General features: G+C 47.2%; 20 protein-coding genes. 9 read left to right on the top strand and 11 right to left on the bottom strand.

The genetic code is table 11. The features are described from left to right. Positions 1-329: 329 nt before the first annotated feature. Both ACFQ0C_RS28940 and ACFQ0C_RS28935 read right to left on the bottom strand, forming a co-directional pair. The gene (locus ACFQ0C_RS28940) at positions 330-1,289 is read right to left on the bottom strand and encodes a spore coat protein (protein ID WP_379371876.1); all 960 of its coding nucleotides are present in this window, start codon (positions 1,287-1,289) and stop codon (positions 330-332) included. A 19-nt stretch (positions 1,290-1,308) separates the two neighbouring features. Next, on the bottom strand, positions 1,309-1,548 hold the full coding sequence (locus tag ACFQ0C_RS28935; RefSeq protein ID WP_379371874.1) for a hypothetical protein: 240 nt from the start codon (positions 1,546-1,548) through the stop codon (positions 1,309-1,311). A 299-nt stretch (positions 1,549-1,847) separates the two neighbouring features. Here ACFQ0C_RS28935 and ACFQ0C_RS28930 point away from each other — a divergent pair, with 299 nt between their 5' ends. Both ACFQ0C_RS28930 and ACFQ0C_RS28925 read left to right on the top strand, forming a co-directional pair. Next, positions 1,848-3,359 (top strand): extracellular solute-binding protein, encoded by a 1,512-nt coding sequence (locus ACFQ0C_RS28930; RefSeq protein ID WP_379371872.1) that lies wholly within the window; start codon positions 1,848-1,850, stop codon positions 3,357-3,359. 75 nt (positions 3,360-3,434) lie between these two features. Further along, positions 3,435-4,337, top strand: coding sequence for a pectinesterase family protein (locus ACFQ0C_RS28925; protein ID WP_379371870.1), 903 nt, complete (start codon positions 3,435-3,437; stop codon positions 4,335-4,337). A gap of 120 nt (positions 4,338-4,457) precedes the next feature. On the opposite strand, the gene ACFQ0C_RS28920 is transcribed toward ACFQ0C_RS28925, so the two are convergent. The 7 genes from ACFQ0C_RS28920 to ACFQ0C_RS28890 all read right to left on the bottom strand — a co-directional run bounded on the left by ACFQ0C_RS28920 (position 4,458) and on the right by ACFQ0C_RS28890 (position 14,737). Further along, a complete protein-coding gene (locus ACFQ0C_RS28920) occupies positions 4,458-5,441 on the bottom strand; it encodes a DUF4340 domain-containing protein (RefSeq protein ID WP_379371868.1) in 984 nt (327 codons plus the stop codon). Then, on the bottom strand, positions 5,438-6,826 hold the full coding sequence (locus tag ACFQ0C_RS28915) for a GldG family protein (RefSeq protein ID WP_379371866.1): 1,389 nt from the start codon (positions 6,824-6,826) through the stop codon (positions 5,438-5,440). The genes ACFQ0C_RS28920 and ACFQ0C_RS28915 overlap by 4 nt, the downstream gene beginning before the upstream one ends. A 13-nt stretch (positions 6,827-6,839) precedes the next feature. Further along, positions 6,840-7,553, bottom strand: coding sequence for an ABC transporter permease subunit (locus ACFQ0C_RS28910; RefSeq protein ID WP_258214037.1), 714 nt, complete (start codon positions 7,551-7,553; stop codon positions 6,840-6,842). After that, positions 7,546-8,724 (bottom strand): ABC transporter ATP-binding protein, encoded by a 1,179-nt coding sequence (locus ACFQ0C_RS28905; RefSeq protein WP_379371863.1) that lies wholly within the window; start codon positions 8,722-8,724, stop codon positions 7,546-7,548. The genes ACFQ0C_RS28910 and ACFQ0C_RS28905 overlap by 8 nt, the downstream gene beginning before the upstream one ends. Positions 8,725-9,672: 948 nt before the next feature. Next, on the bottom strand, positions 9,673-10,992 hold the full coding sequence (locus tag ACFQ0C_RS28900; RefSeq protein WP_379371861.1) for an FtsW/RodA/SpoVE family cell cycle protein: 1,320 nt from the start codon (positions 10,990-10,992) through the stop codon (positions 9,673-9,675). Beyond that, complete coding sequence (locus ACFQ0C_RS28895; protein ID WP_258214034.1) at positions 10,989-11,321, bottom strand: PadR family transcriptional regulator; 333 nt, start codon at positions 11,319-11,321, stop codon at positions 10,989-10,991. Before ACFQ0C_RS28895 ends, ACFQ0C_RS28900 begins: the two co-directional genes overlap by 4 nt. Positions 11,322-12,217: 896 nt before the next feature. After that, a complete protein-coding gene (locus ACFQ0C_RS28890; RefSeq protein WP_379371859.1) occupies positions 12,218-14,737 on the bottom strand; it encodes a U32 family peptidase in 2,520 nt (839 codons plus the stop codon). 245 nt (positions 14,738-14,982) lie between these two features. On the opposite strand from ACFQ0C_RS28890, the gene ACFQ0C_RS28885 reads away from it, so the two are divergent. The 6 genes from ACFQ0C_RS28885 (at position 14,983) to ACFQ0C_RS28860 (ending at position 23,766) form a co-directional block, all read left to right on the top strand. Continuing rightward, positions 14,983-16,482: a sensor domain-containing diguanylate cyclase gene (locus tag ACFQ0C_RS28885; protein ID WP_379371857.1), complete on the top strand. Its 1,500-nt coding sequence runs from the start codon at positions 14,983-14,985 to the stop codon at positions 16,480-16,482. Between the two features lie 162 nt (positions 16,483-16,644). Continuing rightward, entirely contained in the window at positions 16,645-19,968 is a 3,324-nt protein-coding gene (locus ACFQ0C_RS28880; protein WP_379371855.1) for an FG-GAP repeat domain-containing protein, read from the top strand. A 100-nt stretch (positions 19,969-20,068) separates the two neighbouring features. Next, positions 20,069-20,320: an acyl carrier protein gene (locus tag ACFQ0C_RS28875; protein WP_379371853.1), complete on the top strand. Its 252-nt coding sequence runs from the start codon at positions 20,069-20,071 to the stop codon at positions 20,318-20,320. Between the two features lie 6 nt (positions 20,321-20,326). Continuing rightward, the gene (locus tag ACFQ0C_RS28870) at positions 20,327-21,523 is read left to right on the top strand and encodes a class-II aminoacyl-tRNA synthetase family protein (RefSeq protein WP_379371851.1); all 1,197 of its coding nucleotides are present in this window, start codon (positions 20,327-20,329) and stop codon (positions 21,521-21,523) included. A gap of 32 nt (positions 21,524-21,555) precedes the next feature. Further along, positions 21,556-22,479, top strand: a complete 924-nt coding sequence (locus ACFQ0C_RS28865; protein ID WP_379371849.1) for a hypothetical protein — start codon at positions 21,556-21,558, stop codon at positions 22,477-22,479. Between the two features lie 135 nt (positions 22,480-22,614). After that, complete coding sequence (locus ACFQ0C_RS28860; RefSeq protein ID WP_379371847.1) at positions 22,615-23,766, top strand: MBOAT family O-acyltransferase; 1,152 nt, start codon at positions 22,615-22,617, stop codon at positions 23,764-23,766. Between the two features lie 102 nt (positions 23,767-23,868). On the opposite strand, the gene ACFQ0C_RS28855 is transcribed toward ACFQ0C_RS28860, so the two are convergent. Together ACFQ0C_RS28855 and ACFQ0C_RS28850 are read right to left on the bottom strand one after the other, a co-directional pair. After that, positions 23,869-24,099 carry a hypothetical protein gene (locus ACFQ0C_RS28855; RefSeq protein WP_379371845.1) on the bottom strand — a complete coding sequence of 77 codons (231 nt, stop codon included), beginning with the start codon at positions 24,097-24,099 and terminating at the stop codon, positions 23,869-23,871. After that, positions 24,096-24,431 (bottom strand): hypothetical protein, encoded by a 336-nt coding sequence (locus ACFQ0C_RS28850; protein ID WP_379371843.1) that lies wholly within the window; start codon positions 24,429-24,431, stop codon positions 24,096-24,098. The genes ACFQ0C_RS28855 and ACFQ0C_RS28850 overlap by 4 nt, the downstream gene beginning before the upstream one ends. Before the next feature lie 292 nt (positions 24,432-24,723). Between ACFQ0C_RS28850 and ACFQ0C_RS28845 the strand changes: the two genes are divergently transcribed. Beyond that, on the top strand, positions 24,724-25,692 hold the full coding sequence (locus tag ACFQ0C_RS28845) for a sugar phosphate isomerase/epimerase family protein (RefSeq protein ID WP_379371841.1): 969 nt from the start codon (positions 24,724-24,726) through the stop codon (positions 25,690-25,692). Positions 25,693-25,732: the final 40 nt, after the last annotated feature.

The following is a 25,732-nucleotide window of genomic DNA, read 5'->3' as shown; positions in this document are numbered from 1 at the left end:
GCAAATGATTTCTACGTACGCCTTACTCGATAAATCCACCGGTCTTCTTCTGGTTAGTTGGCTAGTTGGTTGGTGTGCTCGGGCATCATCCTTTGCAGCAAATCCATATTTCGACTAAATTCGACATTTTACAGCAATTTTAGATAAATATTATCACGCTAAATCGTTATTTTCAAGTCCCGAATTAGTCATTTGGACCTAATTTATTATTAAAAATTTATCTTTTTTTATTTATCATTTATTGCTTCGAACTATCCGACAGTCTACAACAACGATACCCCCCTGCAATATGCAAGGGGGTATCGTTTGTCGTATTGGAAATCCCAATGTTAGATAAAGCTTTTACCCGTCGATTCAGCGGATCGGTTCTGATTCTGAGAGGATGCCGATGTCAAAGTGCTTTCATTCTCATCGGACCCATGCCAATTGAAGCTGTTACCGCCCCGCGCACCCGTAGACGAGCTAAATGTATCCTGTGCGTTTTTGGAGAAGGATGTATCCGCGCTGCTGCTGTACTTATTTGTGTTGTAATCTTGATTAGCCGCAGCCGAGATTGACGCTTGGCCAATTCTGGCCGTTGAGGAGCTGCTGAAATCTTGCCCTCCTGTAAAAGAGCTCTTCGCACCTGAATAATCGTTAGCCTCACTTTGTGAGCCTGATGATTGATTTTGGCTGTACCCGGTATTCGTATTTTGCGAAAAACCAAGTCCGGAGTTATGGATGGCTTGATTAAAGTTCTGATTGAAGCCCGGAGTGCTGCTGATGCCTTGGCTATAGTTTTGTCCATAGCTCTGTCCCTGGCCGCCTTGTGCCGGAAGGGATTGAGTGTATGGCTGGTAAGATGGCGCTTGAGTCGATTGCTGATAAGGCTGCGAGGACTGGAAAGCGGTATTAACATATTGCTGCTGCTGCTGGAATCCGCCCGCTCCCGCAAAATGGCTCTGCAGCGATTGTTGGACAAAAGACTGAAGCTGTTCCGCCTTTTGAATTTGCTGTTGAAGCTCTTGCTGAATTTCCTGCTGATCCGCAGCTTTAATCGGACCGTAACCACTTAGCTGAGACAATACCGTAAATAGCTCCGCCTGATCCTGCATCGTGTGCTGTGCAATCGTCTGGAAAGTTTGGCGAATGGCCGGATGCGATGATTCCAAAGCAGCGGTTGTATACTCACGCGCCGTTCGCTTTAATTCGGACAGCACCAGATTACCCCAGTCCTGATCTTTAAGCTGTGTATTCTGAGTTTGATTACTTTGCTGATTATATGAGTTGGTAAGTGTTTGCTGATACATAGCTGCACCTCCTGTGCGATTAGTGAGTCAATTGCGATTGCTGCTGCAATGTTCTAAGAAGTTGATCCGTATGCTGCAGACGGTCTTGTGCAAGCTGAATCAGTACCTGCTTCAACTGAGGGGATTGACTGTCGGCTGCGGATTGTACGGCTAGTTTGGCCAACAGGTCCTCATTTTTTAAGCAGTCTGTTATGTATGCCAGTTCTTTGGAGCTGACCATATTTCCTTGTTGCTGCTGTTGCTGTTGTTGTGTATACATCGATTTACCTCCTTTCGTGTTGTCAAAAGTAGGTTGTCCAGTTTGTGGAAGCCCTATGCATAATTTCCTTTTCCTTCTAAGCAAGTTATATTCCCAAGCTATCTTATAGTAACCATGCAAAAATGAGGGTTAAGTTTGGCATGCACAATGTTAAATCAAGCACATTAGTCTTGTAAAACCGCGCTACTAGCGCATTGTTTAGCAAGAAGTTAAATCCAGTGTCTGGCTTGAACCCGCGATAAGATAGATAATATGGCAAGTGACTAAGATAAATTTAGAGAAAAAAGGTGGAGAAACCAATGAACAAACAAAAAACTCTGGCGTCCCTAAGTGTACTTGCCATGGCCGGCTCGATAGTTGCAGGCTGCGGCGGTGGAAAAGAATCAGCAGCAGGCAGCACCATTTCAGATACAACTCCATTCCCAGTTTCAATAGCATTGACGCAAGTAGGAGATATTCCGAGCGATGGGAATGAAATCAATCAAGCCATTGAAAAATACACAAATACAAAGCTTAATATTCAATGGATTCCGAACTCAGCTTATGACGATAAGGTTAACGTTATGATCGCATCCAGCGAAATGCCTAAGCTGCTTAAGGTCCAGTATGTACCTAATATCATCAGCAACATGCAGTCTGATTTGTTCTGGGAAGTTGGTCCTTATTTGAAGGATTACAAAAACCTGGCTGCTCAAAGCGAACAGTTTTATGACAACATTAAAGTGGATGGAAAAGTATATGGCGTTCCTGTTTTCTCCGAAATTGCCCGTGCTGCGATCGTTTACCGTAAGGATTGGCTCGATAACCTTGGGTTGAAGGTTCCTAAATCCGTTGACGACTGGTACAATGTAGCCAAAGCTATGACGTTAAACGACCCGGATAAAAACGGTAAAAATGATACTTACGGCGTCGTCTTGTTTAAAAGGTATAACGAAGGCCAAACTTCTTTGACCACCCGCTTTGCAGTTGGTATGGGAGCGCCTAACAAGTGGGAAATCACCAAGGATGGAAATGTCCTCCCAGAATTCATGTCCCCAGAGTATACCGATGTTTTGAAAATGTACCGCAAGCTTTATGATGAAAAGCTGCTTAATCAAGACTTTGCCGTTCTGGACTCAACAGAAGCCGATAAAATGTTTGATTCCGGCCGTGTAGGCATCAAAATTGCCGTTGCCACAACAGCTAAGAGCCAACAAGACCGCCTGTCCAAAGTCGATCCTAAAGCTGTGGTTGACGTAGCTCCTCTCGAAGGGCCGAAGGGCATACGCGTAGCAGGTCAAACAGGTAACTCCGGCATTTATGTAATCCCGAAATCCTCTGTAAAAACAGAAGCCGAAATGAAGCGTGTTCTTAAATTCCTTGATCAGCTAATGGATCCGGAAATGGCTACATTGCTAATGCGCGGAATCGAGAACAAACACTATGTGAAAACATCGGATAACCGTACGGAATTTACAGATTTCACTGCTTTCCAACGTGAGGTTAAGCCTTACCGTGATAATTTCCCATATATCGAAGGTTATAACGTTCTTCCACTTAAAGACGTAGCTATCGGGGAAAAAGGAACTAAGCTTACTCAAGAAAACATGAAAAGTGCAGTTCCGAACCCGGCCTTGACGTTCATTTCAGCTACGTACAGCGAGCGCGGCAAAGAGCTGGAGCAAATGATTTATGACGCTCAAACCAAATACATCATGGGTAAAATAGATGATGCCGGTTATCAAGCTGAGATCGAGAAATGGAAGAAATCCGGCGGACAGAAGCTGATGGATGAGTATAAAGCTGAAAACGCCAAACGTACGAAGAAATAGGAAAAGTGATATTATAAAAAAGAGTGGGGCACCGATTGGCGGTGTCCCTTTCTATCATTAGAAAGAGGAGAATCTATGCGACAGTTAACAGTGGCCCTTGATGGCAGCGGCGATTTTAATTGTGTACAAGAAGCTATTGATGCAGTGCGGGTTCATTGGCAGAGCGACACCCGTATACTCATTAAAAACGGAGTATATCGGGAGAAAATCATTATCCCCGATAACAAAACAAGGATATGGTTGGTAGGAGAAAGCCGCGATGGCACCCTTCTTAGCAATAATGAATATGCCCGTATTGTGGGGACTGATGGAAAAGAGATTGGAACTTTCCAAACCCCTGTATTAACGATGGCAGGGGATGACTGCCGGTTGGAAAACTTAACCGTTCAAAATACAGCCGGATACGGCCATGAGATCGGACAAGCGCTCGCGCTTTATATAGCAGGAGACCGCGTTAACGTGCATAATGTCTCGCTGCTAGGCAATCAAGATACCTTGTATACGTGCAAAGGGAGGAACTACTTTCGGGGCTGCTATATTGAAGGACACATCGACTTTATATTCGGCTCAGCAACTGTTGTGTTCGATGAATGTGAAATACACAGCCTACGGGATGGCTACATTACTGCCGCTTCCACCGAGCATTACAGGCCTTACGGCTACGTGTTTCTGAAATGCCGTTTGACTGGGGCTGCAGATAACGGGACCGTATTCCTGGGACGGCCATGGCGTCCACACGCTCACACAGCATTTATTAATACCTGGATGGGGGCTCATATTCATGCAGAGGGCTGGGATCATTGGGATGATCCCAACAATGAGTCAACCGTGCGGTATTACGAATACGGCAGTACAGGTCCCGGAGCCAATCAGTTTTCCCGGGTTGGCTGGTCCAAGCTGTTGACGCAGGAAGAAGCCGAGCAAATGACCCCAGCGCATATACTGGCGGGTATCGACGGCTGGAATCCGAACGAATGAAAAGCCAGGGATAAATAGTCGCATTTTTCAGGGACGAAACAGGCTGCTATCTATATAACCTAAAAACATCCCGACTCCAACGAAACAGGAGATCGGGATGTTTGATTTGGATCGAAACGATTACTTGGTTGGCAGCTCCATTGGAGCAGCCGGTATAGGACTCGCAGGAGGTGCTTCCGTCCCCGGTGGCTGCGGCAGCTCTTTATTGGCCAGCTCCTGGATGGAATCTAGAGGCAGGGCATAGGCCCACTCTGCGCCCTCTTTTACGAACCATACATTATCTTGCTCGACTTTACCCAAATATACAGTCGTTATCTCCTTTTGGGAGGCATCTACCGATTTGACCTCTACCCTCAGCTCAGGCGAACTCATATTGATGCCGCTTGACGGACGGGCAGGCTGTTCGGTGGAAAGAAATTTCAGTCTGTTAAGATACTGACCTACATCTGTTCCCTTCACGACTTTGTCATCTAGTTTCCAGTCGGACTCGAATGATTTTTTGTCGGCATCCGTTTTCGTAATCGCCCATTTCTCACCCTTCCAAGCCACGCTTAAGCTGCGGACCTGGTCATACTCCAGCGTAACCGGGCTTTTCTCCATGAAATCAAGCTGAGTCATAGCGAGCGGCTTGGTCTGGGAATCGCTCAGCTGGAAGACTTCCGGAGATCCGCTGAGCATCGCATAGCTAAAACCTTTTATAGCTACCGGAGCACCTACACTGATCGTATAAGAGGTGCCGTTATTCAGGCTCACCTTGAACTGTTGGCTTGGCTTATCCAGTCCAAATTGCGCCAGATCAGCTGCATTAGCATCAACCGTCTTGTCTTTGCTAAGCGCGTTGAACGATTCCACCCAGCCATCGGCACCATAATCATTAAGGGGCAGCGGGGACGGCTTGTTCATTGTCCATTTGCCATCTTTACGCTGCAGCTCGATTTCGCTATCCTCAGCTTTAATCGAAAAGCTCGCCACCTCGTCCTTGTTGACCTTCACAAGCGAAGCAGCAGGAGCCTTGCTTTCCTTGAAAAAGTCTTTGCTGGAGGCGTACCAGAAGCCACCTATACAAATAATGACCAGCAATAGTGTCGGAATCAGCCGTTTCATCCTTTTCTCCTCCTCCACCAAATCGTACCTCCGACGATCAGGAAGAGCAGTGGGAATAACAGCACAGTACCATAAAATATTGAACTTGCCTGACTTCCTGTGATCATCGCCTGCTTGATCGCGTCTCCCTCACGTGGACGGATCGTAACCTGATCCTTCTGCTCTTGCAGCCAGCCAACGCTGTTAAGCGCGAAATCGCGGTTGCCTTGCTGTTGAATCACATTGTCAACGAGGAAGGATGAACCGCCCAGCACAACAGCTTTCGGCTTGTTCTCTTTCGTTTCCGCGACATAGCCAAGGTTTAGCGGGCCCTTGATATCCTTCTCATCTTTGACTGTACGGCTCTTCGTTAATGTCTCAATATCCGTTTCTCCATAAGCGTTCTCTGTAGTCTTCAGGATCACCGTAGTTGTGTAATCAGTCACAGGCTGATCCGAGCTCAAAGTTACTGCCAGGTTCATCATAGTCAATAAATTGTAATCCTGAAGCTTTCTCGTAATGGCATGGGAACCATACTCCGGAATGATCGTCAATGGGTCGAATAATTGGCTCTGCTTGGGCTCAATAGCAATGGCATGCTGATCCTTAATGCCATACTGTGCCAGCAATCCATCTATATTTTTCCATTGCGTTGCCATGTCTTTGTTAAAGCCCAGTGCCGCATAAAGCTTGCCTTTCCCCTTCAAATATTCCTTAATGACGTCACTTTCTTTATCACTAATGTCATTCTGCGGGCCTATGAGGAACAAAACCTCTGCATCGTCGGGAATCTTGCCTTCACGAAGCAAATTCAATTCCTTCACTTCATAATTTTCGCCTTCCAGTCCACTGCGCCACAGATTCAGCTGATTCAACGGAATCTCGTTATGACCGGACAGGAAATAGAGCTTGCTTTTTTCCTTGACGTTTAAATTAACCAGAGCTTGAGTCAGCTTCTCTTCCCCGCTGAACTTGTACTCGCCCTGCTGCTGTCCAGGGATAAACATGTCAGCATAATACAACGTTTTCTTCACTGTTCCGCTCTCTACCACAAGCGTTCCGGACGGATCGACATCATATTGTTTAGCTAAAGCAGGCTGTTTGACAATATCGTATTGGTCGAACACGATTTTGCTATTGCGCTTCTTATATTCCTGTACCAACTCATCCACTTGGCGTTTAATATAAGGGTCCGTCTGGTCACTCGTTAAAGAGATCATATGCACATCTTTATCTAGCGCCTTCAAGGTTTCCGTTGTTTTATCGGATAGCGTAAACTTTTTATTTTGCGTTAAATCGATCTGCAAACTTTTCGTGGAGTTTAGAAAAATCGTCAGAACGATAAAAATACCGATCACTGCCAGTGACAATACAACGGCATTCGTACCGCGAATCCACTTATTCAATACAGTCCCCTCCTTATCTCCAGCGCTTTCTTTCAAGCACTTGTATGCTTAATATGATAAACACGATGATCAAGGTCACATAAAACAGGACATCGGAGAAATCGAGAACACCCTTTTGTAAATCAGTGCTCCGGTTAATAATGGAAAACGTTCCGAGATAGTCCTTGATTTTACCGCCTACACTATCGCCCAGCCACTCAATAGTCCAAAACATCAGCAATATCGCAAACGCTGTAATCCCGGAAACCATCTGATGCGCAGACAGCGATGAGGCGAACAAGCCTACAGCCATCATAGCTGCGCCTACTAAAAACATGCTCAAGTAGGAAAGCCACAGCACCGGTTGATCCAAGGTTCCATAAGCGCTCATAATCCATGGATACAGAAGGCAGCCGACAACGAGAAGAAGCTGTACTACTAACGCAGCCAAGTATTTACCCAAAATAATTTCAGTAATACTGACAGGAGATGTTAATAGCAGCTCATCCGTCCCTTGACGAAGCTCATCGGAGACCAAGCGCATAGTTAGCAGTGGGATAATCAGCAAAAACACAAAGGTTACGGTACCCACAACCGGACGGACATCAATGACGTTGGGAGGGTACAAAAAGTTGGCACTGAAAAAGTAGCCCGAGATCAGGAAAAAGAAAGCAAACGCCGCGTAAGCGGTCGGGGAGTAAAAATACATTTGCAGCTCTTTTTTGCAAATCGCCCAGGTTCTACGCATGAGGAGTCTCCCCCTTATCGTTAGTATCTATTAAGTCGGACGAGCCGGGAGAATCAGAGGATGAGCTTGAAGCCCCGCTCCCAGTCGCGGTATCCATCGTTTCGTTCGTGGTCAGCTTGAGGAAGATGTCTTCCAGACTCAAGCTTTCCTTCTTCATCGCGAGGATCGGATACCGCAGCTCAGCCATGCGGTAGAAGATGGCCTCGCGAATGTCCGCGCGGTCCGCCGCGGACACGAGGACCTTGACGGTCGGCGCCACAGCACCGTCCGCCTCTGCAGGCCACGCCGCAGGCTCGGCCTGCTCTTGCGCGCCCACGCTTTGCTCGGGCGCGTCTTGCTCCGGCTGCTGCGATAGCGCAGCCGTTGCACTTGCTGCCGCGCCAGCAGCGGCAGCGGGCTCCTCCGCCAGCGGCTTCACGCTGGCGACCTGCGGCAGGCCGCGAAGCTCGGCCAGGATGGCCTCGCGCGGCCCTTTCACTTCAAGCGAGACTTCGAACGTCTCGCCCATCGAAAGCGCCAGCTGGTCAGGATGCCCGTCCAGCACGATGCGCCCCTGATTAATAATTAACACGCGATTGCACAGCGTGTTAATCTCAGGCAAGATATGTGTGCTGAGCAGCACCGTGTGGTTCTCCCCCAGTTCGCGAATGAGCTGACGAATTTCAATAATTTGCTTCGGATCGAGACCCGAGGTCGGTTCATCGAGCACCAGCAAATCAGGATTGTGCAGGATAGCCTGCGCGAGTCCCATCCGCTGCTTGTAGCCTTTGGACAGTCCGCGGATAACTTGCCGCTCCCGTCCTTGCAGACCAAGCCGCTCGATAACCTCGCCAATGCGATGCTTCTGCTCCTTCACCGGTATGTCACGCAAATCTGCAATAAACTGCAGATAAGACTGCACCGACATTTCAGGGTACAACGGAGGTGTTTCCGGCAAATAGCCGATCTTCTGCCTTGCTTTCTTCGGATGATCCGCCATCGATAGCCCATCAATTGCGATGGAACCATGGGTCGGATTCAAATAACCCGTAATCATCCGCATCGTGGTTGTTTTACCCGCGCCGTTAGGCCCCAAAAATCCAACAATCTCGCCACGCTTCATGGAGAAGTCGATGCTGTGAACCCCTCTTTGGTTTTCGTACAATTTACTAACCTGTTTTACTTCAAGCACGTCTTACAACCTCCATTCGAAACAAAATGTTCTACTATAAGCCATGTCCATTTTGATAGCAGCTTAACCACCCACAAAATATACAAGAGAAACAATAATGTAAGATTAAGCCAATCTGAAAATCAGCTTAAAATTATGTGTCTAAATCGTGAACAATATGAGGCGTAGAAAAACTGTACAAAAAGTTCTCAGAAGAGTCTATTCCAAGCTTTGGGCTGCTTCTGCATATCGACTTGTTCTCGAGTATTTATACTTGATCTTTTTGTAAGTTATCAAGTACACCCTTCACCCGTTTTATAGACATTTCTCGGGAATAGAGAATACACTATTTATTTAGCAGGAGCTCTTCTGGACACTACAAAAAATCTGAGACATTATAATAGCTGGAATTTCTCAGGTTAATGGCTCCGGCTAACTGCCTTTCTACCCCTATAACTTGAAATCCTCATGCTAATTCCGTCCTATTCGGTCAATTAGTCAAATCATGGAGGGATTAGCAGGAGATTTTCCTGCTAGATTGACCCTTAGGACTATTCTAGTTAAACTAGCTGGAGGATTTCCTGTTAACCCATTTTTTTCTGGTTGTAATCACCGAATCATAGTTCTCTATGTTTTAATAAAGCCGCTGCCTAGAAAAAACATATTATCTTTTATATCTTGAGGATACGCGGCTAGCTATACCTTTCTCAAAAAGAGTATGTTTATCAATACTGCTGCCAAACTGCATACCCACTTCAACTTTCTGCTCAACAAAAAAAGACGCCACTTTTCAGCAGCATCCACTTGATTCTATATACTAATTTCGTTTTAATCATATTTCAATCGGCCATACCTGCTAACCTCGCAAAATCAAATATTTATTGTCAGCTCACACAATTGGGGTTCGACCGACCGCCATGCAACGCCGCAACGCGCCCCCGGGATTCGCGCGCGTTGGAAATTGCTTGCTCACTTCGTCCGCGCTATGCGAATCATATCTTTGCGCTGGTATACACTGCAGATCATCCCCACCGCCGCCAGTTGTATGAGTAAATGGCTACCGCCATAGCTTATAAATGGAAATGCAATCGAAACGATTGGCAGAATTCCAAGCGACATTCCAATATTCCAAACAAATTGAATAGTGAAAAGTGAACCTAAACTGGTGATTAGCATTTTACCGTACGAATCCCGGATTTGTGAGGCCATCCTCGCCAGCTGCACTACAAATAATATAGCAGTAAACAATACGAACGCTCCTGCAAACCAGCCTAAACTGTAAATAATATAAGTAAAGACAGTATCGGAATAGGCGTAGGGCAGCGTTCGGTTAAAAGAAGCAAAGCCATGTCCCCACCAACCGGCTGAGCGGATAGCATTATCGATTTGTATGTACATCCAGCCTGCATCCGGGGAGACCGCATCACGGTGAAGAAAAGCCTCCAGTCGCTCTCGTCCAAAGGGACGTATCAGAATGAAGCTGACAGCTATGCCAATCAAAGCAGCAGCTTGTGGAACAATGAATCGCCAGCTTCGGCCGGATACAACTAATAGAAGCAAATAAGCCACAGTATAAGTAATAAGTGCAGAAGTAGCTGGGGCCAGTACGTATAATAATACCGGTAACCCTATAAACAAAATAACTTGCAGCACATATTCATACTTACGTTTACTTGCACCTTTATGTGCTAACATTCCAGCAACCGCTATGAGAAGTAAATAAGGGCTCGTTCCAACTATATCGATAACTAAAGGACCTACTGACAAATAACTACGGGCGCCATTAACCTGCGGTCCCCAACCGATGGCAAAAATCATAAGTAATAGAGTGCCCCCATATAACACTGACGAATAGCCCAGCAGCTTGCGGTAATCGACCCGAGTCAACACTAGCAATATAAGTAGCCCAATACCAGTAAAAATGGCTTTGCTCATGAACATACGTTCATTGCTCATAGGGGTCGACTTTGACGCGTAGCTGAGATCTAAAGCGTACATAGTTACCAAAGCAACCGCTATTAATACCGTCAGCCAACTGAGCAACCCCCAAGGGATGCTTGGTTTATGGATCTGGTTAAGTCCCGCGGCAACTGCAGTAGAATCCCCCATCTGTTCGATAGCGAGGCGAGCGGCTGCTTCCTCATCCATCCCCAGCTCCCGTTTCTCCCATACCAGTTCTTCCAGATGCCCCTCCAACTCCAGCCGAATTTCCTTACGAAGCTCCCTGGCTTTAATTTGCTTGCAAACCTCATTCAAATACTCAAGCACCACAGGATGCTGGTCCCTCATACTTGCCCCTCCCCCAACACACGATCTACCGCATTGCGAAACAGCCGCCATTCCTGCTTTTTCTCGTGAAGCTGCCGTCTGCCGGAATCCGTAAGCCGGTAATATTTCCGTTTACGGCCTTCAGCCTCCTGCCAGTAAGCCTCAACCCACTGCTCCGCTTCCATCCCGTGGAGGATAGGATACAGTGTACCTTCCTTAAGAGCAAACGTGCCGTCCGAGCTTCTCTCCAATTCTTTAATCAGCTCGTATCCATACAGATCCTGCTTGTCCAGCAGGGTTAAAATAAGTGTACCTGTACTTCCTTTGAGAAGCTCTTTACTCACTTTCAAAACCGGCCACCACCTTTTCTAGTTCATACATAGAATTGATATGCATCGTATATCTATGTATAGGATTATAAACGAATTCACCCTTCGTTGGCAAACGTTAGTTTCTACCCTATCCGGATAAGCTTACGAGCTATACATAAGAAAAGCTTCTGATCGAAGCCATTTCGATGAAGATACATTCGTGTCTAAGCTGTATTTTCTTGCAATATCAGGCTTGTTCAGCTCCGCTGAAAACTTTAAAGTCTGATATTAAAAGAAAAACCGCCAGTTCACACAATCCTTACAGTCCTTTTATGTGCATACTCGTATGTGTGTGCTTGAGGAGGGAATCCGGTGTGGGATTCCGACTGCTCAGTGGCGTGTCTTCATCCTTTTAGCGCCGCGAGCTGCAAATCACTTTCTTAGACGGAAGTGAGGTGCGCTATTTCATTGATTTAACGTTATTATCCAAGTGAAACGGAACTAGGATCCCTTATTTGCTTCAAATATCGCATTTCTGTCTATTAAAGTCAGAATAACGTATCGTAGTTCCGCGACTTCATGAAATGGGATGGGTTTTCAACAAATAGAGCATTGACGTTCCGTTAGTCAACAGAATTCATGTTAAATGGATCCAAAGACATAGTCATAGTATACAATGGATGAAAATGTTCATCATGTCCACCTCCGCAAGAGAGAGCCTTCCCCTATACTATATTTAGAGTTGGCTTTCCGTACCGGATTGAAGACCCATAGGCTCATCGTAATCTATTGGCTTCCTTACGTTCGAGTCCAACCTCTACCTTACCCAAAATTGAAATAGGGGTAAGCTTCGCTCACCCCAAAAAATATGCTAATAAGCAGCTTACAAGATTTGCTCTTGTAAGCTGCTCTATTTTTCAATCAGATGATCTCGATTACTTCACCAGCTGTCCTCGGGTCACACCCAGTTGATTGGTGGCTTTCAGCTTTTTCCACACTTGCGTACCGCTAATTTCACCGCGAAGCGCACGCTGGTATAGCGAAATGACTTCATGCACCTTATCAGCCGTTTCCTCCAAAAACTCTATTCGGAATGACGCCACTCCCAGCTCCATAAAGTTGCTTACATATTCGGCCCCGGACTGGTCAATCGCATTGTAAACAGTGTTGCGGCAGCCTTCATCAACTCTTACAGGATGCGACATGCCTACTCGGTCTTGCAGCGATACACGGTGGTCCTCACAAGGGCGACCGCAGTTCGTATAGTCCGTGCCCTCGCTTAAGAAGGTACAGTAGACGCAATGCTCCGTATGGAACATAGGCATATGCTGATGTATGACGACTTCCAATTGGGAGGTGTCCGTTCTTCCAAGCAGGTCAACCATCTGCTGGATATTCAGATCGTACGACGGTGTTACTTTGTTCAAGCCCGCATCGAGGAATAAAGCCGCCGTTTTATGGTTAGCCACATTGAGCGAGAAATCACCAATTAGTTCCGGGTGTTTCTCATCAGGATGCTCTAGCCGCTGCTTCAAATAGTAGTAGACAGCGCCTGTATTGCGGACCAGAACGGCGTCTGGCTTCAGGTTCGTGATGTTTTTGAAATAGCCGGTTTCTCCCGGCATATGAATACGCGGAGTCGCCAGCGCAATCCGCTTGCCGGCATTTCGTGCGGCTTCGATTGCAGCCGGGAATTGCTTGATAAACTCAAAGTCGGCATAGACCATGTCGACCTCCGTCTCCAGCGCGGCATGCACCTGCTCCAGTGTACGGCACAGCGCAGTCAGCTTCACAGCCGGGACTTCCGGCAGCTGCGCCGAAGCCGTAGCCGTACGTGCAGGCACATCCGCATATGCGTTAACGCGGTGCTTGACGTAGGCTCGCGGCTGGCGGCGCTTCGCTTCCAGCAGTTCCACCGCGCGACGGCGCATCCCGTTCAGCTCACGCATCGGCACGATCAGCTCTCCGTTCAATTGCACATCAAGCTGTGCAAGCTCGAACACGGTGCCGCCTAAACGGCCGAATTGATCCTCGAACAGTGCAGCGTCCATCGGACGCTTCTCCGCTTGCACAAGAGGCAGCTCGGACTCAATAAGCTCAGTATGGCCCGTCTGATCGTCGGTCCACCAGCTTTTAAGCGGCTGTCCCAGCACTCCTGTTACACGAACCGACACAGGGAATGTCCAGTAAGGCTTATCCGTCTCGAATGACTGGCGGAGCCTTTTATCCAGATGCGGGTCGTTGGTTTTCCAAATCCGGTCGCCTACATGCAGCCTTCCTAAATCAACATCGTTGCGTCCAGGTACAATTTCGATCAAGCCGCCTGGTGCCTCACCCTCCAGCTTGACTCCCTTGCGGCGAATGTCGTAGACACGGCCGCCTTCTTCTTTTTTCGTTGGGTCGCCCGCGTCAAAACAAATCCCATCTCCACGCTTCAACGGTGCTTCCAGCTCACATATTACGCCATCACGCAAAATTTGCTTCACGCGACCCAGAAACACGCCCCGGCTTTTGGGATAAGTACCCTCGACCAGCTTCTTATTATCAGTACCCTTCAGGAAGCCGTAGGTAAACCCGCGAGAGAAGCTTTGCTCCAGCTCACGCAGCTCTTCTTTTGTTGGTCTTGCGTCCCCATTCTCAAAATAACGGTCGATCGCATGGCGGTATTTACTGACCACGTTAGCGACATATTCAGGACTTTTCAATCGGCCCTCGATTTTAAAGGAAGTCACTCCCGCTTCGATCAGCTCCGGCACCAGCTCTAGCGCAGCCAAATCTTTTGGTGACAGCAGATAGGCGATATCTCCCATTGGCTTTTGTACGCCATCTATCATCAGATCATACGGCAGACGACAGGCTTGCGCGCATTCCCCCCGGTTGGCTGAGCGTCCGCCCCACATTTCCGAGGTTAAACATTGACCCGAATAAGAGACGCATAACGCACCATGCACGAATACCTCCATAGGCAGCTTCGCTTGATCCCCAATTTGCTTGATCTGCTTGAGGTTATTTTCCCGACCCAAAACGACTCTTTCGATGTCAAAAGGCTTAGTAAACTCCACCGCTTCAGGCGATGTAATCGTCATCTGAGTAGAGCCGTGAATCGGAAAATCCGGAGAAATTTCGCGGATCATACGAACCAAGCCCAAGTCTTGAACAATTACAGCATCTACGCCAGCGTCAATACAGGCCTCGATCAGTTCTTTGGCCTCCCGCAGCTCTTCTTCAAACACCAGAATATTGAATGTCAAAAAACCCTTCACTCCATACAAATGCAGGAACGACATAATATCCGGCAGCTCATCCGTATGAAAGTTATTAGCTCTTGCTCTAGCATTAAATTTTTCTACGCCAAAAAAAACCGCATCAGCCCCATTTGCAACGGCAGCCCGCAGACAATCCCAATCTCCGGCCGGAGCCAAAAGCTCCACATCTGTTTTTAAAATTTTCGTCATGCTAATTCCTCCGAATACTCTTCCATTAATGATTCTTATAGTTTAACAGAAACAGGACCGGTAAAGCCAATGAAACCGAAATTTGGAAACCAGCTTCGTTATTCGTCTATCATCCTAACCGACATTAAATCTCATATTTAGGCATAATATGCTGGAAAATACCTTTTCTTGTCTATTGTACAGGAATGAATTATAATTTGATCCACATACTAGCTGCTTGATATTAAGGAGAGGAGCTCCTTACGATGCTAAATGACTTTGTAATGAATGCAGCTTTGTTAATTGCTTCTTTCTTCATTATAGGGCAATTATTTAGAAATAATCCTCTGCAACACACCTCACTGTTAAAAACACAATCACTCATTGGTATTTGCTACGGCCTTCAAGGGATTCTGCTAATGGTATATACAATCCGACTTGATGCCTTAACTATCATGGACCTGCGTCACATTTCGATTATGATAGCTGCTTTGCAGGGCGGGCTGCCAGCGGCACTCATCAGCTCATTTATTATGGCGATCGCTAGAATTGGACTATTCGGTATTAGTTTCTCCTCTGTTGCAGCTGCGACTTGCATGCTGTTAATCGGTATCGGATGCGGCCTGCTGCTGAATCGGGTAAAGCCTGCTAGACTGAGTTTCCCTCTATTAAATGTGGCTTGCCTTCTTGTTATCTCTGCTACTATCTACATTAACATGTCCTACGCCGGTCTAAGCATATCCGGGCTTTCATCGTTATTGATATTTCATTGGCTGGCAGCACTTCTATGCGGACAGCTAGCTTACTATCTCTACCTATATATATATCGAATGAACACCGTATTTTTTAAACTTCAGGAAAGTGAGAAACGGTACCGTTCGCTTATCGAAAAGTCTCCTGACGCTACTATAGTCCATAACGACAGCTCGATTTTGTTCATCAATGGAAAAGGATTGCGACTGCTAAATGCGGCATCTTCCAAAGAAGTGATCGGAAGGTCTCTCCAGCAATTTATCCATCCCCTCTATCATAACCAAACACAGCAACAGCCCCTGGAACATCTAAAAGCGACGGCTGAAGCGGAACTGATAGAACAGAAATATATTCGGTTAGACGGTGTAGAAATTGATGTTGAAGTATCCATGTCTTCTATTGCCTATAATAATCAGCCTGCTTATGTAACAACAATAAGAGATATAACCGATCGTAAAATTACCGAACAGAAGCTGCAGCAAGCAATGACGGCGTTACAACGCCTATCCAACCTGGATGGATTAACCGGGATAGCTAACCGTCGCTCCTTCGATGCGTTTCTTGAAGAATCCTGGATAACCGCAATGAAAAAGGACGAGCCACTCTCCGTAATTATGTTCGATGCAGACGAATTCAAAGCCTACAACGATACTTACGGGCATCAGGGGGGAGATGATTGCTTACGCAAGTTGGCTGAACATACGGAACAAGCACTCACTCACCACAACTACATGGTTGCACGCTATGGAGGGGAAGAATTCGCCGTCATCCTTTGCAACACAGACTCGGACGCTGCCTATCATATCGCTGAGCAAATACGCAGCTTCATCGAAGCATTAGCGATTCCGCACAGCAGCTCCAAGGTTTGCAGCCTCGTAACCGTTAGTCTTGGGGTGGCAACTATTACGCCCCCATTCTATATATCCCCCAAAGAGCTGGTAGGACAAGCGGATTCCGCTCTATACCGTGCCAAATTGGAAGGCAGAAACCGAGTGGTGGTGCACGATGCTTAAGCCAAATGGATGGCAAAACTTCGCTGTCTGTTTGGAGTCAATCCGCGTCGATGTGCCTATGCCAGGCTTGCTGTTAGGCCGACAAAAGTTAACAAAGCCCGACATCCATGCTATAATGGCAGGGTAGTCCAACCAAGCTATTTTCTAAATTGAGGGATATCCTTGAAAGTTTCTATTACCAGAATTACAGGCGGCATCATTGCTGTCCTGCTGATCTTTGTATGTGCGCTAACACTGTTTGACAAAGAACTGTCCATACGGATGCTATATGTTTCGAACGGCGACAGCTTCGACCCTGCAGCCTATGGCCAATTACATCAATCACTGGTCGCCAACCTTGAGCTTGAACGACGACCAATGGAGAAGCTGACGCTCCGACAATTACAAAAATATCATTCTATCTATCTGGATCCCTCTCTTCATGAAGCCTTATCTAAGCAGCAGTTGGAATTGCTGCAAAGCTATGTGGCTAACGGAGGGCATCTGTTCTTGGAAAATCGTTTGGCTGCAGACTTTCCGCTTTCCTTTATCGGCGCTAAGCAGTTGGTGGATATCGTTCCGCCGGCAGCAATGATCGCGAGCAACGGAAAGAAAGCTTCAGATGGAGCCTCAGCCTTCACATATCCTGAGGTAGAGCTGAATTTGCAAGCTTTGCAGCAGCTGTTCAAGCAATTTATGGATAATTACATTTCCCATGACGGACTGGCTGATCTCAAGCAATACTCCTGGGGAACAGGAATCATTCCATCTACAGCGGAACCGATAGTTCTATTGTATGATTCAGCGCTGTCCGCATTGAACCGTTATGGCAAAGGAACCGTGATGCTCAGCAGTGCTCTGCTTCCCAACCGGTATCATATTACCGGCTACGATATGAGCAGCGGCATGGACCCAAGCCTTGGCTTTGCCAAAATAGCGGATGAGGCTAATAACGCCAAGAAGCCTGCACCCGGCGCTCTGTACTTTGACCGCAGACAATTGCCGCTAGAGCCCTATTTCGACTTTACATACGCTGCAGGAAGCGCGCTATTCCGCAGCGAGTATGCTGCATTCGTATCTAAAGAAATGCTCGGTTACAGTGTAAAGAAGGTTCTGGGCCCTTATGGTCGACCGGCCATGGCGCATCAGAACCATTTTGAAGCGATTGAAGCGATTCGAGATGGAGAAGGCATCCAGTGGGCTGAGCTTCTGAAGAAATACAATCAGGTGCCTTCCTTTACACTCGTTCGTTCCGCTTTTCATTGGGGGCGCTGGCAGGAATCCGTCTCTGTTCATCTGAACACCGGCAGCAATGAGAAGCCGCAGTTTCACGGAGAAACACCGAATTCTTTCTACTCCAGCGGCACCCGCATAATGAGCGGCGATAAGCCGGTTCAGTTGGCTCTATATCCAGATTACCGCTCGCTCGGTGATCCTATTCAAGAGCCACATCGCGCCTATCCGGCGCTGGCGGATCTGAATGGCGACGGCCGGCCCGAGCTTCTCGTAGGGTCGGCGGATGGAAGCATATACGTTTACTCTAATCTCGGAACGCAGCCGGACGCTTATACCGGGCAGATGCTGACCGGCAACGTCACTGCACCCGATGCCTTCGGTAAACGGGAGCCCTTGCGGCTGAGCGACGGTCAGCCGCTGCAAACCGGAGCCTACGCCAGCGTCGCGGCGTATGACCTCAACGGCGACGGCCGGCCGGACCTTGTCCTTGGCCGCGCCGATGGTACGCTCGCCGTCGCCTACGGCCAGGCCGGCGGCACGTTCACTGCGCCCGTCCCGCTGCTGGCGGGCGGCAAGCCGGTGCGCGCTGTAGCCCCGGTGGCTCCAGCGCTGGGCGACGTCACCGCCGACGGCGTTCCCGACCTTGTGGTCGGGGATGCCGCAGGCGGTGTGACGCTTTACCGCGGCCACCGTGCAGCGCGCGCGGGTTCCTCCGGCGACGCTGCCGCGGAGCCGCTTACCTTTGACGCGGGCAGCCTGCTGTTCACGCTGCCTGTCCCATTCGCCGCGCCGTCTATACACGACGTGAACGGCGATGGCCGACCTGATCTTGTGGTCGGCAACAACGAAGGCGACCTGCGCGTGTACCTGCAGCAGGCCGATGGCTCATGGCTGCCTTCCGGTGTACTGGAAGGCGCCACGACGAACCAACTAGGCAATCGAGCTCTCGTTGGCGGACATAATTCAGTTCCCTTATGGTACGACTTGAACCATGACGGCAAAGACGATCTGATCGTCGGACAATTGGAATTCGGCCTGCCTACTACTGTAGACGATCCGAAGTTCCCTTACGCCGAACAGTTGAAGGCGTTTGTTCAATATAATAAAGATAACTACCTGGAGCTGTTTCCGCATATTTTCGTCCATAACTTTACAAGTGAACAGCAAGAAAAAGACGAAATAGCCTTGCAGCGCAAATCTTTCGACAAACTAGGCATTCCATGGAACATGCCTGGAACCAATCAGCATACCTGGCGGATCAATAACCCGGATCGCACGCAAACATTGCGTAACGAACGGGATGCCGGTATCTGGTATAACTTTGGCTTTAAGCCGTCCAGTGCTCCCGACGACCCTCGTCTGGGCTTAGCCTACAATTGGGGCATGCCGTTTCTTATGACGGACCCGGCAACCGGACAGCCTTCCAGCCCGCCAATGCTGCTTAGCACACCGGCGCCTGTGCTAAGGCTTGACCCAACTTACTCGACTGAGGATTTGTTTCAATCGTACATTGACTTAGATTTGCCGATTGATTACTTTGAGCATATTGAATATCATTTCCCTACTCGTGTTGGGGAGCTGCTCGAATTCGTCAAATACTTGGATCAAATCCGCAATAAGTACAGCTATAATTTTATGACGGAATCACAGATGGCACGTTCGTATTTAAACACATTAACGAGTCGTGTCACAATAACGAGGCCATGGACGGATGTAGTGTTCGACCGATTAAAGAGTATCGTGGGTATCCACACAGAACCATCGATTTACATTAAACCAATAACGGATAATGTACCGCAGCAAGCAGCGGAATATAAAGGAACACTAGGTCTGTCCATCGAACGCGGACAAGCTTATGCACAGCGTTCCCTGCAAACAGACTCTGATATTTCCGATTGGCGCAACAACAAGCTTTATCTTGGAGTGCCGGAGACTACAAAAATCCGCTTCTTAGCCAAGAAAGCAGCTGCTGCTGATGCTTCTTCCAACAATGCTTCAACCGCTACAGATGCAGCACCTGTCCACATCGTTCAATCGCCTGATTCGGCTGAACCGCATATGCTCCGTTCGAATGTGCCTTATAAGTTGAAAAAGAATAAGAACAGCTGGACCTTGGAGCTCAACGCAAACGGTATGCAGCAGGTGCAGCTGCGGAGCTCGAAGCCGCTTGTGATCGAAGGTGAGCAGCTGCAAATCAGCCAACAGGAAGCCGAACAAACGTACACTATTACGCACTTCGGAGCTGCTACGACAATCACTATACGTTTTTAAATCGGCCATTAAGAAAACCTCTAACGAGGCCTTTCAAAGATGAGCGACCGCGATTCATTTATAGGTTTTATTGTAATATCAGAATAAGGAGGCTTAACCCATGCAAGACCTGCTGGAACAGCTTGAACTACATATCCGCACACGTTATGAAATTGAGGCGGATGATGATGATTTTACGGTTGATGTACATTTGTTCGACTACGGTTATATTGACTCAATTGGCGCTACTGCGTTGATCGCCCACATTGAGAAAACCTATAGCATCCAGGTGACGAATCAAGACCTGATGCTGTATTCTATGAATACAGTGCGAGAAATCGCCGATTTCATCCACAAAAAGATTGCGAGGTAATCAATTATGGAATGCGTCGTATCCCTTGAGGGACTGGCATCCAGCCAGCATGGCCAGGTGAAGTACGCCGCCGCCTTCATCGATGAGAATATCCGGGACATCCGGATTGATAATAACTCCATTTATATCACTCACGAATCCGCCAAAAGCAATGAAGCTATCGAAGCTCAAGTACGCCGCCTGATCGAGCGTTTCTCCCATGGCGATTTCGGATTTAAAGAAAACATATTGTTCGAGAACAAGGTCGCCACTCCTTACGAAGGCGATATCATCTCGGAGCTTGTAGACCGCAAAATCATTAAGATTCTGGAGCCCGGCTTGTTCATTTTCCGTGAGCCCTTCTCAAGCTTGATGCGCTTCCTGGATTATTCGTTTGTTACGAAAGTCGCCAACCGTTTCACCGAGGTGAAGGAAGAATCCTACCCGGCCGTGATTCACTGCGATACACTCAACAAGACGAATCATTTCACATCGTTTCCCGAGCATATTCATTTCTTGACTCATCTTCGTGAGGATTTGGATATTATCGAGTCATTCTCCCAATCGATTCGCGATGCAGGCGGCTGGAAGCAGGATGCGCCACTGGATCTTAATGCGAATATGCCTACACCTAAATTTACAATGAATCCTTCTACATGCTATCACTGCTATGAAGGCTTACAGAACGAGACACTTGAAGGCGATGGCCTCGTAGTAACTGCAATCTCCAAATGTCACCGTTTTGAATCACGTAACCACAGCGACTTCGGCCGTTTGCTGGATTTCAGCATGAGAGAAATCATATTCGTAGGTAAACCGGAGTTTGTAAAAGAAAATCGTCTGCGCTCTATCGAATATATTAAAGAGCTCGCAGTTGAATGGAATGTAGACAGCTTATTTGAGATTGCCAACGATCCGTTCTTCACGAACGATTTCCAAACAAAGGCATCCTTCCAACGCAATCAGGAAATGAAATATGAGCTGCGTTTGAACATACCTTACATTAATAAATCAATCGCCTGCAGCTCTGTTAACTTCCACAGCAACACGTTCGGCACAGCCTTTAATATTAAAATGGGCAAGCGCAACGCGGTTACAGGCTGCGTAGGCTTCGGTATCGAACGCTGGGCATTCGCTTTCCTTGCGCAATACAGCTTAGATGAGGCAGCTTGGCCTGCTGCTTTCCGTGAGCAATACCATGCGTGGCAGCAGAAATCTCTGTAAGTATGAAATCTTAAAAAAATGTAGGTTCCCCTATGAAACTGATATCTTTTTTCCGTAAAAACAGCTTTGTGCTGCTGCTACTAGCCGCGTTTGTACTGTCGGATCTTCTCATTACCTCGTGGGACCCGATGGTTACTTCGCGGCGCTTTTATAAGAACGATTTTACCAAAACTCTATATCACCATCAGTGGCAGGACAACGGTTCCGTATTTTACGGCAATTCCTCGGTAACGGGCGCCTTTGTGGAGAAAGACTCCAAGTCCGGGCTCGTTGAAATGGGCCTCTCCTACGGGAAACTCACTGATCTGAAAGCCATTCTGGAGCAGAAGCTCTACCATTTCGAAGGACCGCTTGTTATAGGTATTGATGTACATACGATGCTCGATAGCCTTGAAACAGATCCAACCTACCAATGGTTCAAGCCATGGTATCAGCCTTATGTGTATACATACCGTGACTACTTCCGCGATTCGGGGACAGAGCTAGCACGTCAGCTCTACAAAGGAGCGGTGGAGCTTAACCGTACACAGCTATTAGCCTATGAGCCTCGTTGGATCGATAAAGAACTCTATTTCGGTCATAAAACCGATGCAGAGCTCAAGACCAAATGGAATGATTACGAGCAGCGTTTCGGCTGGATGAACCAGCGTGACTATAAGGATAATCTGCAGGCCCTTGAATGGATTTTACAATATGCTAAAGATAACCAGCTCCCGCTGCGTGTAGTTTGGATGCCATGGAATAAAGGGTATGCACTTCCTAAGTATATGCCTGGACTTCAAGAAGACGTGAATCGCCGTCTTACGGCTTATCAGGTACCCGTACTTGACCTGCTGCAAAAGTATGATCCAAAATATTTTCATGATCTAGTCCATTTGAGTCGCCAAGAGGGCGCTCCTGTATTTACGAAGGAGGTTGACGCATGGCTCCTTTCGCTCGCAAAATCCTCCAAATAATCATCTATACAGCCATGCTGATCATGGTTTTGATTTATTTTACCGGTAAGGGACTATTTATTTACGAAGGATTCTAGAGGTACGTTTGCACACTTTCCTAGAAGCCCCCGATTTTTTCACTAAGGGAGTATCGCTATGTGGTATTTGAACATGAACGCGGTAGTAGCGATGATCGGTATGGTCCTTATTCTGGCCCTAACCCGTTGGTGGCCGCATAATAAGCGTATATTGCTGCTCGCGTTCAATCTTTGTTTCTTGCTGGTGTTCAGTAAGAAGCTTTTTGTCTTTTATGTGGTCTATACTCTGCTGAACTATCTGGGCTTCCTCTTTTTATGCCATGTCACCTCTTGGCGCAAGGGATGGTTTATTACTCTCATCGCGCTGAATGTAGCAGGGGTTTGCTGTTTAAGGCTGTTTGGTATGAAGGTGTTCGAGAATCCGCTCTTCGACGTGGTCATTCTGCTCGGACTCGTTTACAATGTGCTGAAAGTCATTGATGCTTATTATTTCGCCTACTTTTTCGGCAAGGAAGCCCGAACGCCTGCACTCGATTACGCTAACTACATTTTGTTTGTGCCAACCTTTACTTCCGGCCCCATTCTTAAGTTTCGCGACTTTATGGCGGACACCAAGCAGCCTTATAAGCTAAACTCGGGACAGGTCGAGGATGCAGTCAAACGAATCATTCTGGGCATGTTTAAAAAGATTGTGCTCGTCACCTGGATGACCGACTTGTTTAACCAGATGCAGCAGCAGGAGCTGCACACCCATGAATCATTGTTTCTGATGATTTGGTTCTATGCGCTTATCTTCTTCGACTTTTCCGGTTACTCGGATATTGCAATCGGATTTGGCCGGCTGATGGGCTACAACATTCCGGAAAATTTCAAGAAACCATTCCAGTCACCCACGCTTACCCAGTTTTGGCGCAATTGGCATGCAACACTTGGCGATTGGTTTCGTGACCATATCTTTATGTTCTTTTCCCGCAAAACCCCAAGCAAAGCAACCGCAGCCTGCTTATCCATCCTCATTATGGTGCTGATCGGACTGTGGCATGGTTTCAGCTGGCTTTACTTTTTGTACGGCTTGTACCACGGCATTGTAATGGCCCTTGAAAATCTGTTAGGAAAATCTACGGTCAACAAGAAAAAGGTCAGCAAAACCTATTTCTTTACCCGCTGTGCACTTACTCAATTGATTGTTACTGTTTCTGTTATCATTTACAGCGGCAGTGAGGAAACTGTGTTTAAAATTTACCGTGGCCTATTCAATTGGCCCTTCTAATTTCACATTAAAAAGAGGAAGTTCCCATGCCGTATGTTACGGAATGAGTGCTTCCTCTTTTTTCATGCCCATTTATCTCAATGTCTTATGTCTTAACCAAGCCTAGCCATGCAGAGCCAAGCAAACTCTATCTGAAGTTGGACTAGCCTTAGAATATAGATACGCTTCATTCCCAACGACCTCTATACGCTCCAATTGCTCTAGATCGAATACGGTTCCGGGCCCCCCAGTCATTTTCCTCGTTTGCAGTACTTGAATGAGCCTGGGAATCATTTTATGATCGCTTGATAAGAACGTTACCGGAATTTCCATATTTTCAAGTTTGATTCTCACGCCGATTCTCCTTTCTCTGTGGATTTTACATTTTCGATCTTTGAAATTTGATGCGTTGCCGTGAACAACGATTCCGAACGGTCGCTTATATGGGCTTGCAAGGTAGAACAATGGATTTGACTTTGGCTGGCCGTTATAAACACTTCTCCGAGATATTGATAGACCTGATTGTGATCCTTCTTGTGAACATGGACCTTACCGGTTTTCGAATCAATATTAAGGGAAATATGATTAGATAATTCAACCAAGCAGGAGGACTTTCTAAAGCCATTAGGGAAACGAAGCCATTGGCCTAAAGCGGTTTCTACAATTTGAGTTTCCTTATTGTGCATATTGGTTCGTCCTCTCATCCAAAAATATGTAACCCTTTGCAAAACAGCCCTTTGACAAAGTTAAGTCTCGGATTCGCGGATACACCTCTTCTCTTGTGAAATATACTTCCCTTTCATTGTAGCCCTTCTTGTCTGCAAAGAAATGGGAATAATGTCGAGACAACTGTCGAAGCATTTAATTTAAAAATGAACTAAGTTGCCTTGTCCGCATCTTATACTTTGAGAAGTAACCAAACAATGCTATACTTTGGGAGAGTCGCGTACACGCGTACATTTTTATCGGAGGTGTCTTATGAAGTTAGGCGTATTTTCTGTATTATTCGGGCAAAAGTCATTGGAAGAATCGCTGGATTATATTGCTTCAAAAGGCTTGGAAGCAATTGAAATCGGCACTGGCGGCTACCCCGGCAATGCTCATTGCAACCCGGGAGTTCTATTAGCCGACGAAGAGAAATTGAAGGCGTTCAAAAAAGCGGTCGAGTCCCGCGGTTTAACCATCAGTGCTTTAAGCTGCCATGGTAACCCTTTACACCCGCAAAAACCAATTGCACAAGAACATCATGATGTCATCATCCAAACCATACAGCTGGCTGAGAAACTTGAAGTTCCTGTTGTTAATACGTTCTCAGGCTGCCCCGGAGACCATGAAGGCGCTAAATATCCGAACTGGCCGGTTGCTCCTTGGCCGAATGATTATCAAGAGATCCTCGACTGGCAGTGGGCTAACAAGGTCATTCCTTATTGGACCGAGACTGGCAAATTCGCTTCTGACCGGAATGTAAAGATCGGTCTTGAGCTTCATGGCGGTTTTTCCGTACATACTCCAGCAACACTGTTGAGGCTTCGTGAGGCTGCAGGTGAAGTAATTGGTGCTAACCTTGATCCAAGCCATATGTGGTGGCAAGGTATCGATCCGGTGCAAGCTGTTCAGATCCTTGGACGTGCCGGCGCTATTCATCACTTCCATGCTAAGGATACCTCGATTGATCCGATCAACATCAATAAACACGGTGTTACCGATATGCAATCTTATGCCATGATGCTTGACCGTGCTTGGCAGTTCCGTACTGTAGGCTACGGCCACGATATGAAAACATGGGCGGATATCATCAGTGCGCTTCGATTAGTTGGCTATGATTATGTAGTGAGCATAGAGCATGAGGACGGCTTAATGTCCGTTGATGAAGGCTTTACTAAAGCGGTTGAGAATCTGCAGCAAATACTGATCAAGGAACCACTAGGTCAAATGTGGTGGGTTTAATCATTTTAAAAAGCCGAGGAGCAGTTTGCTCCTCGGCTTT

It is taken from the genome of Paenibacillus sp. GCM10027630, from assembly GCF_042676305.1.
In the GTDB taxonomy this organism is placed as follows: Bacteria; Bacillota; Bacilli; order Paenibacillales; family NBRC-103111; genus Paenibacillus_S.
This window is presented reverse-complemented; position numbering and strand designations above follow the sequence as displayed.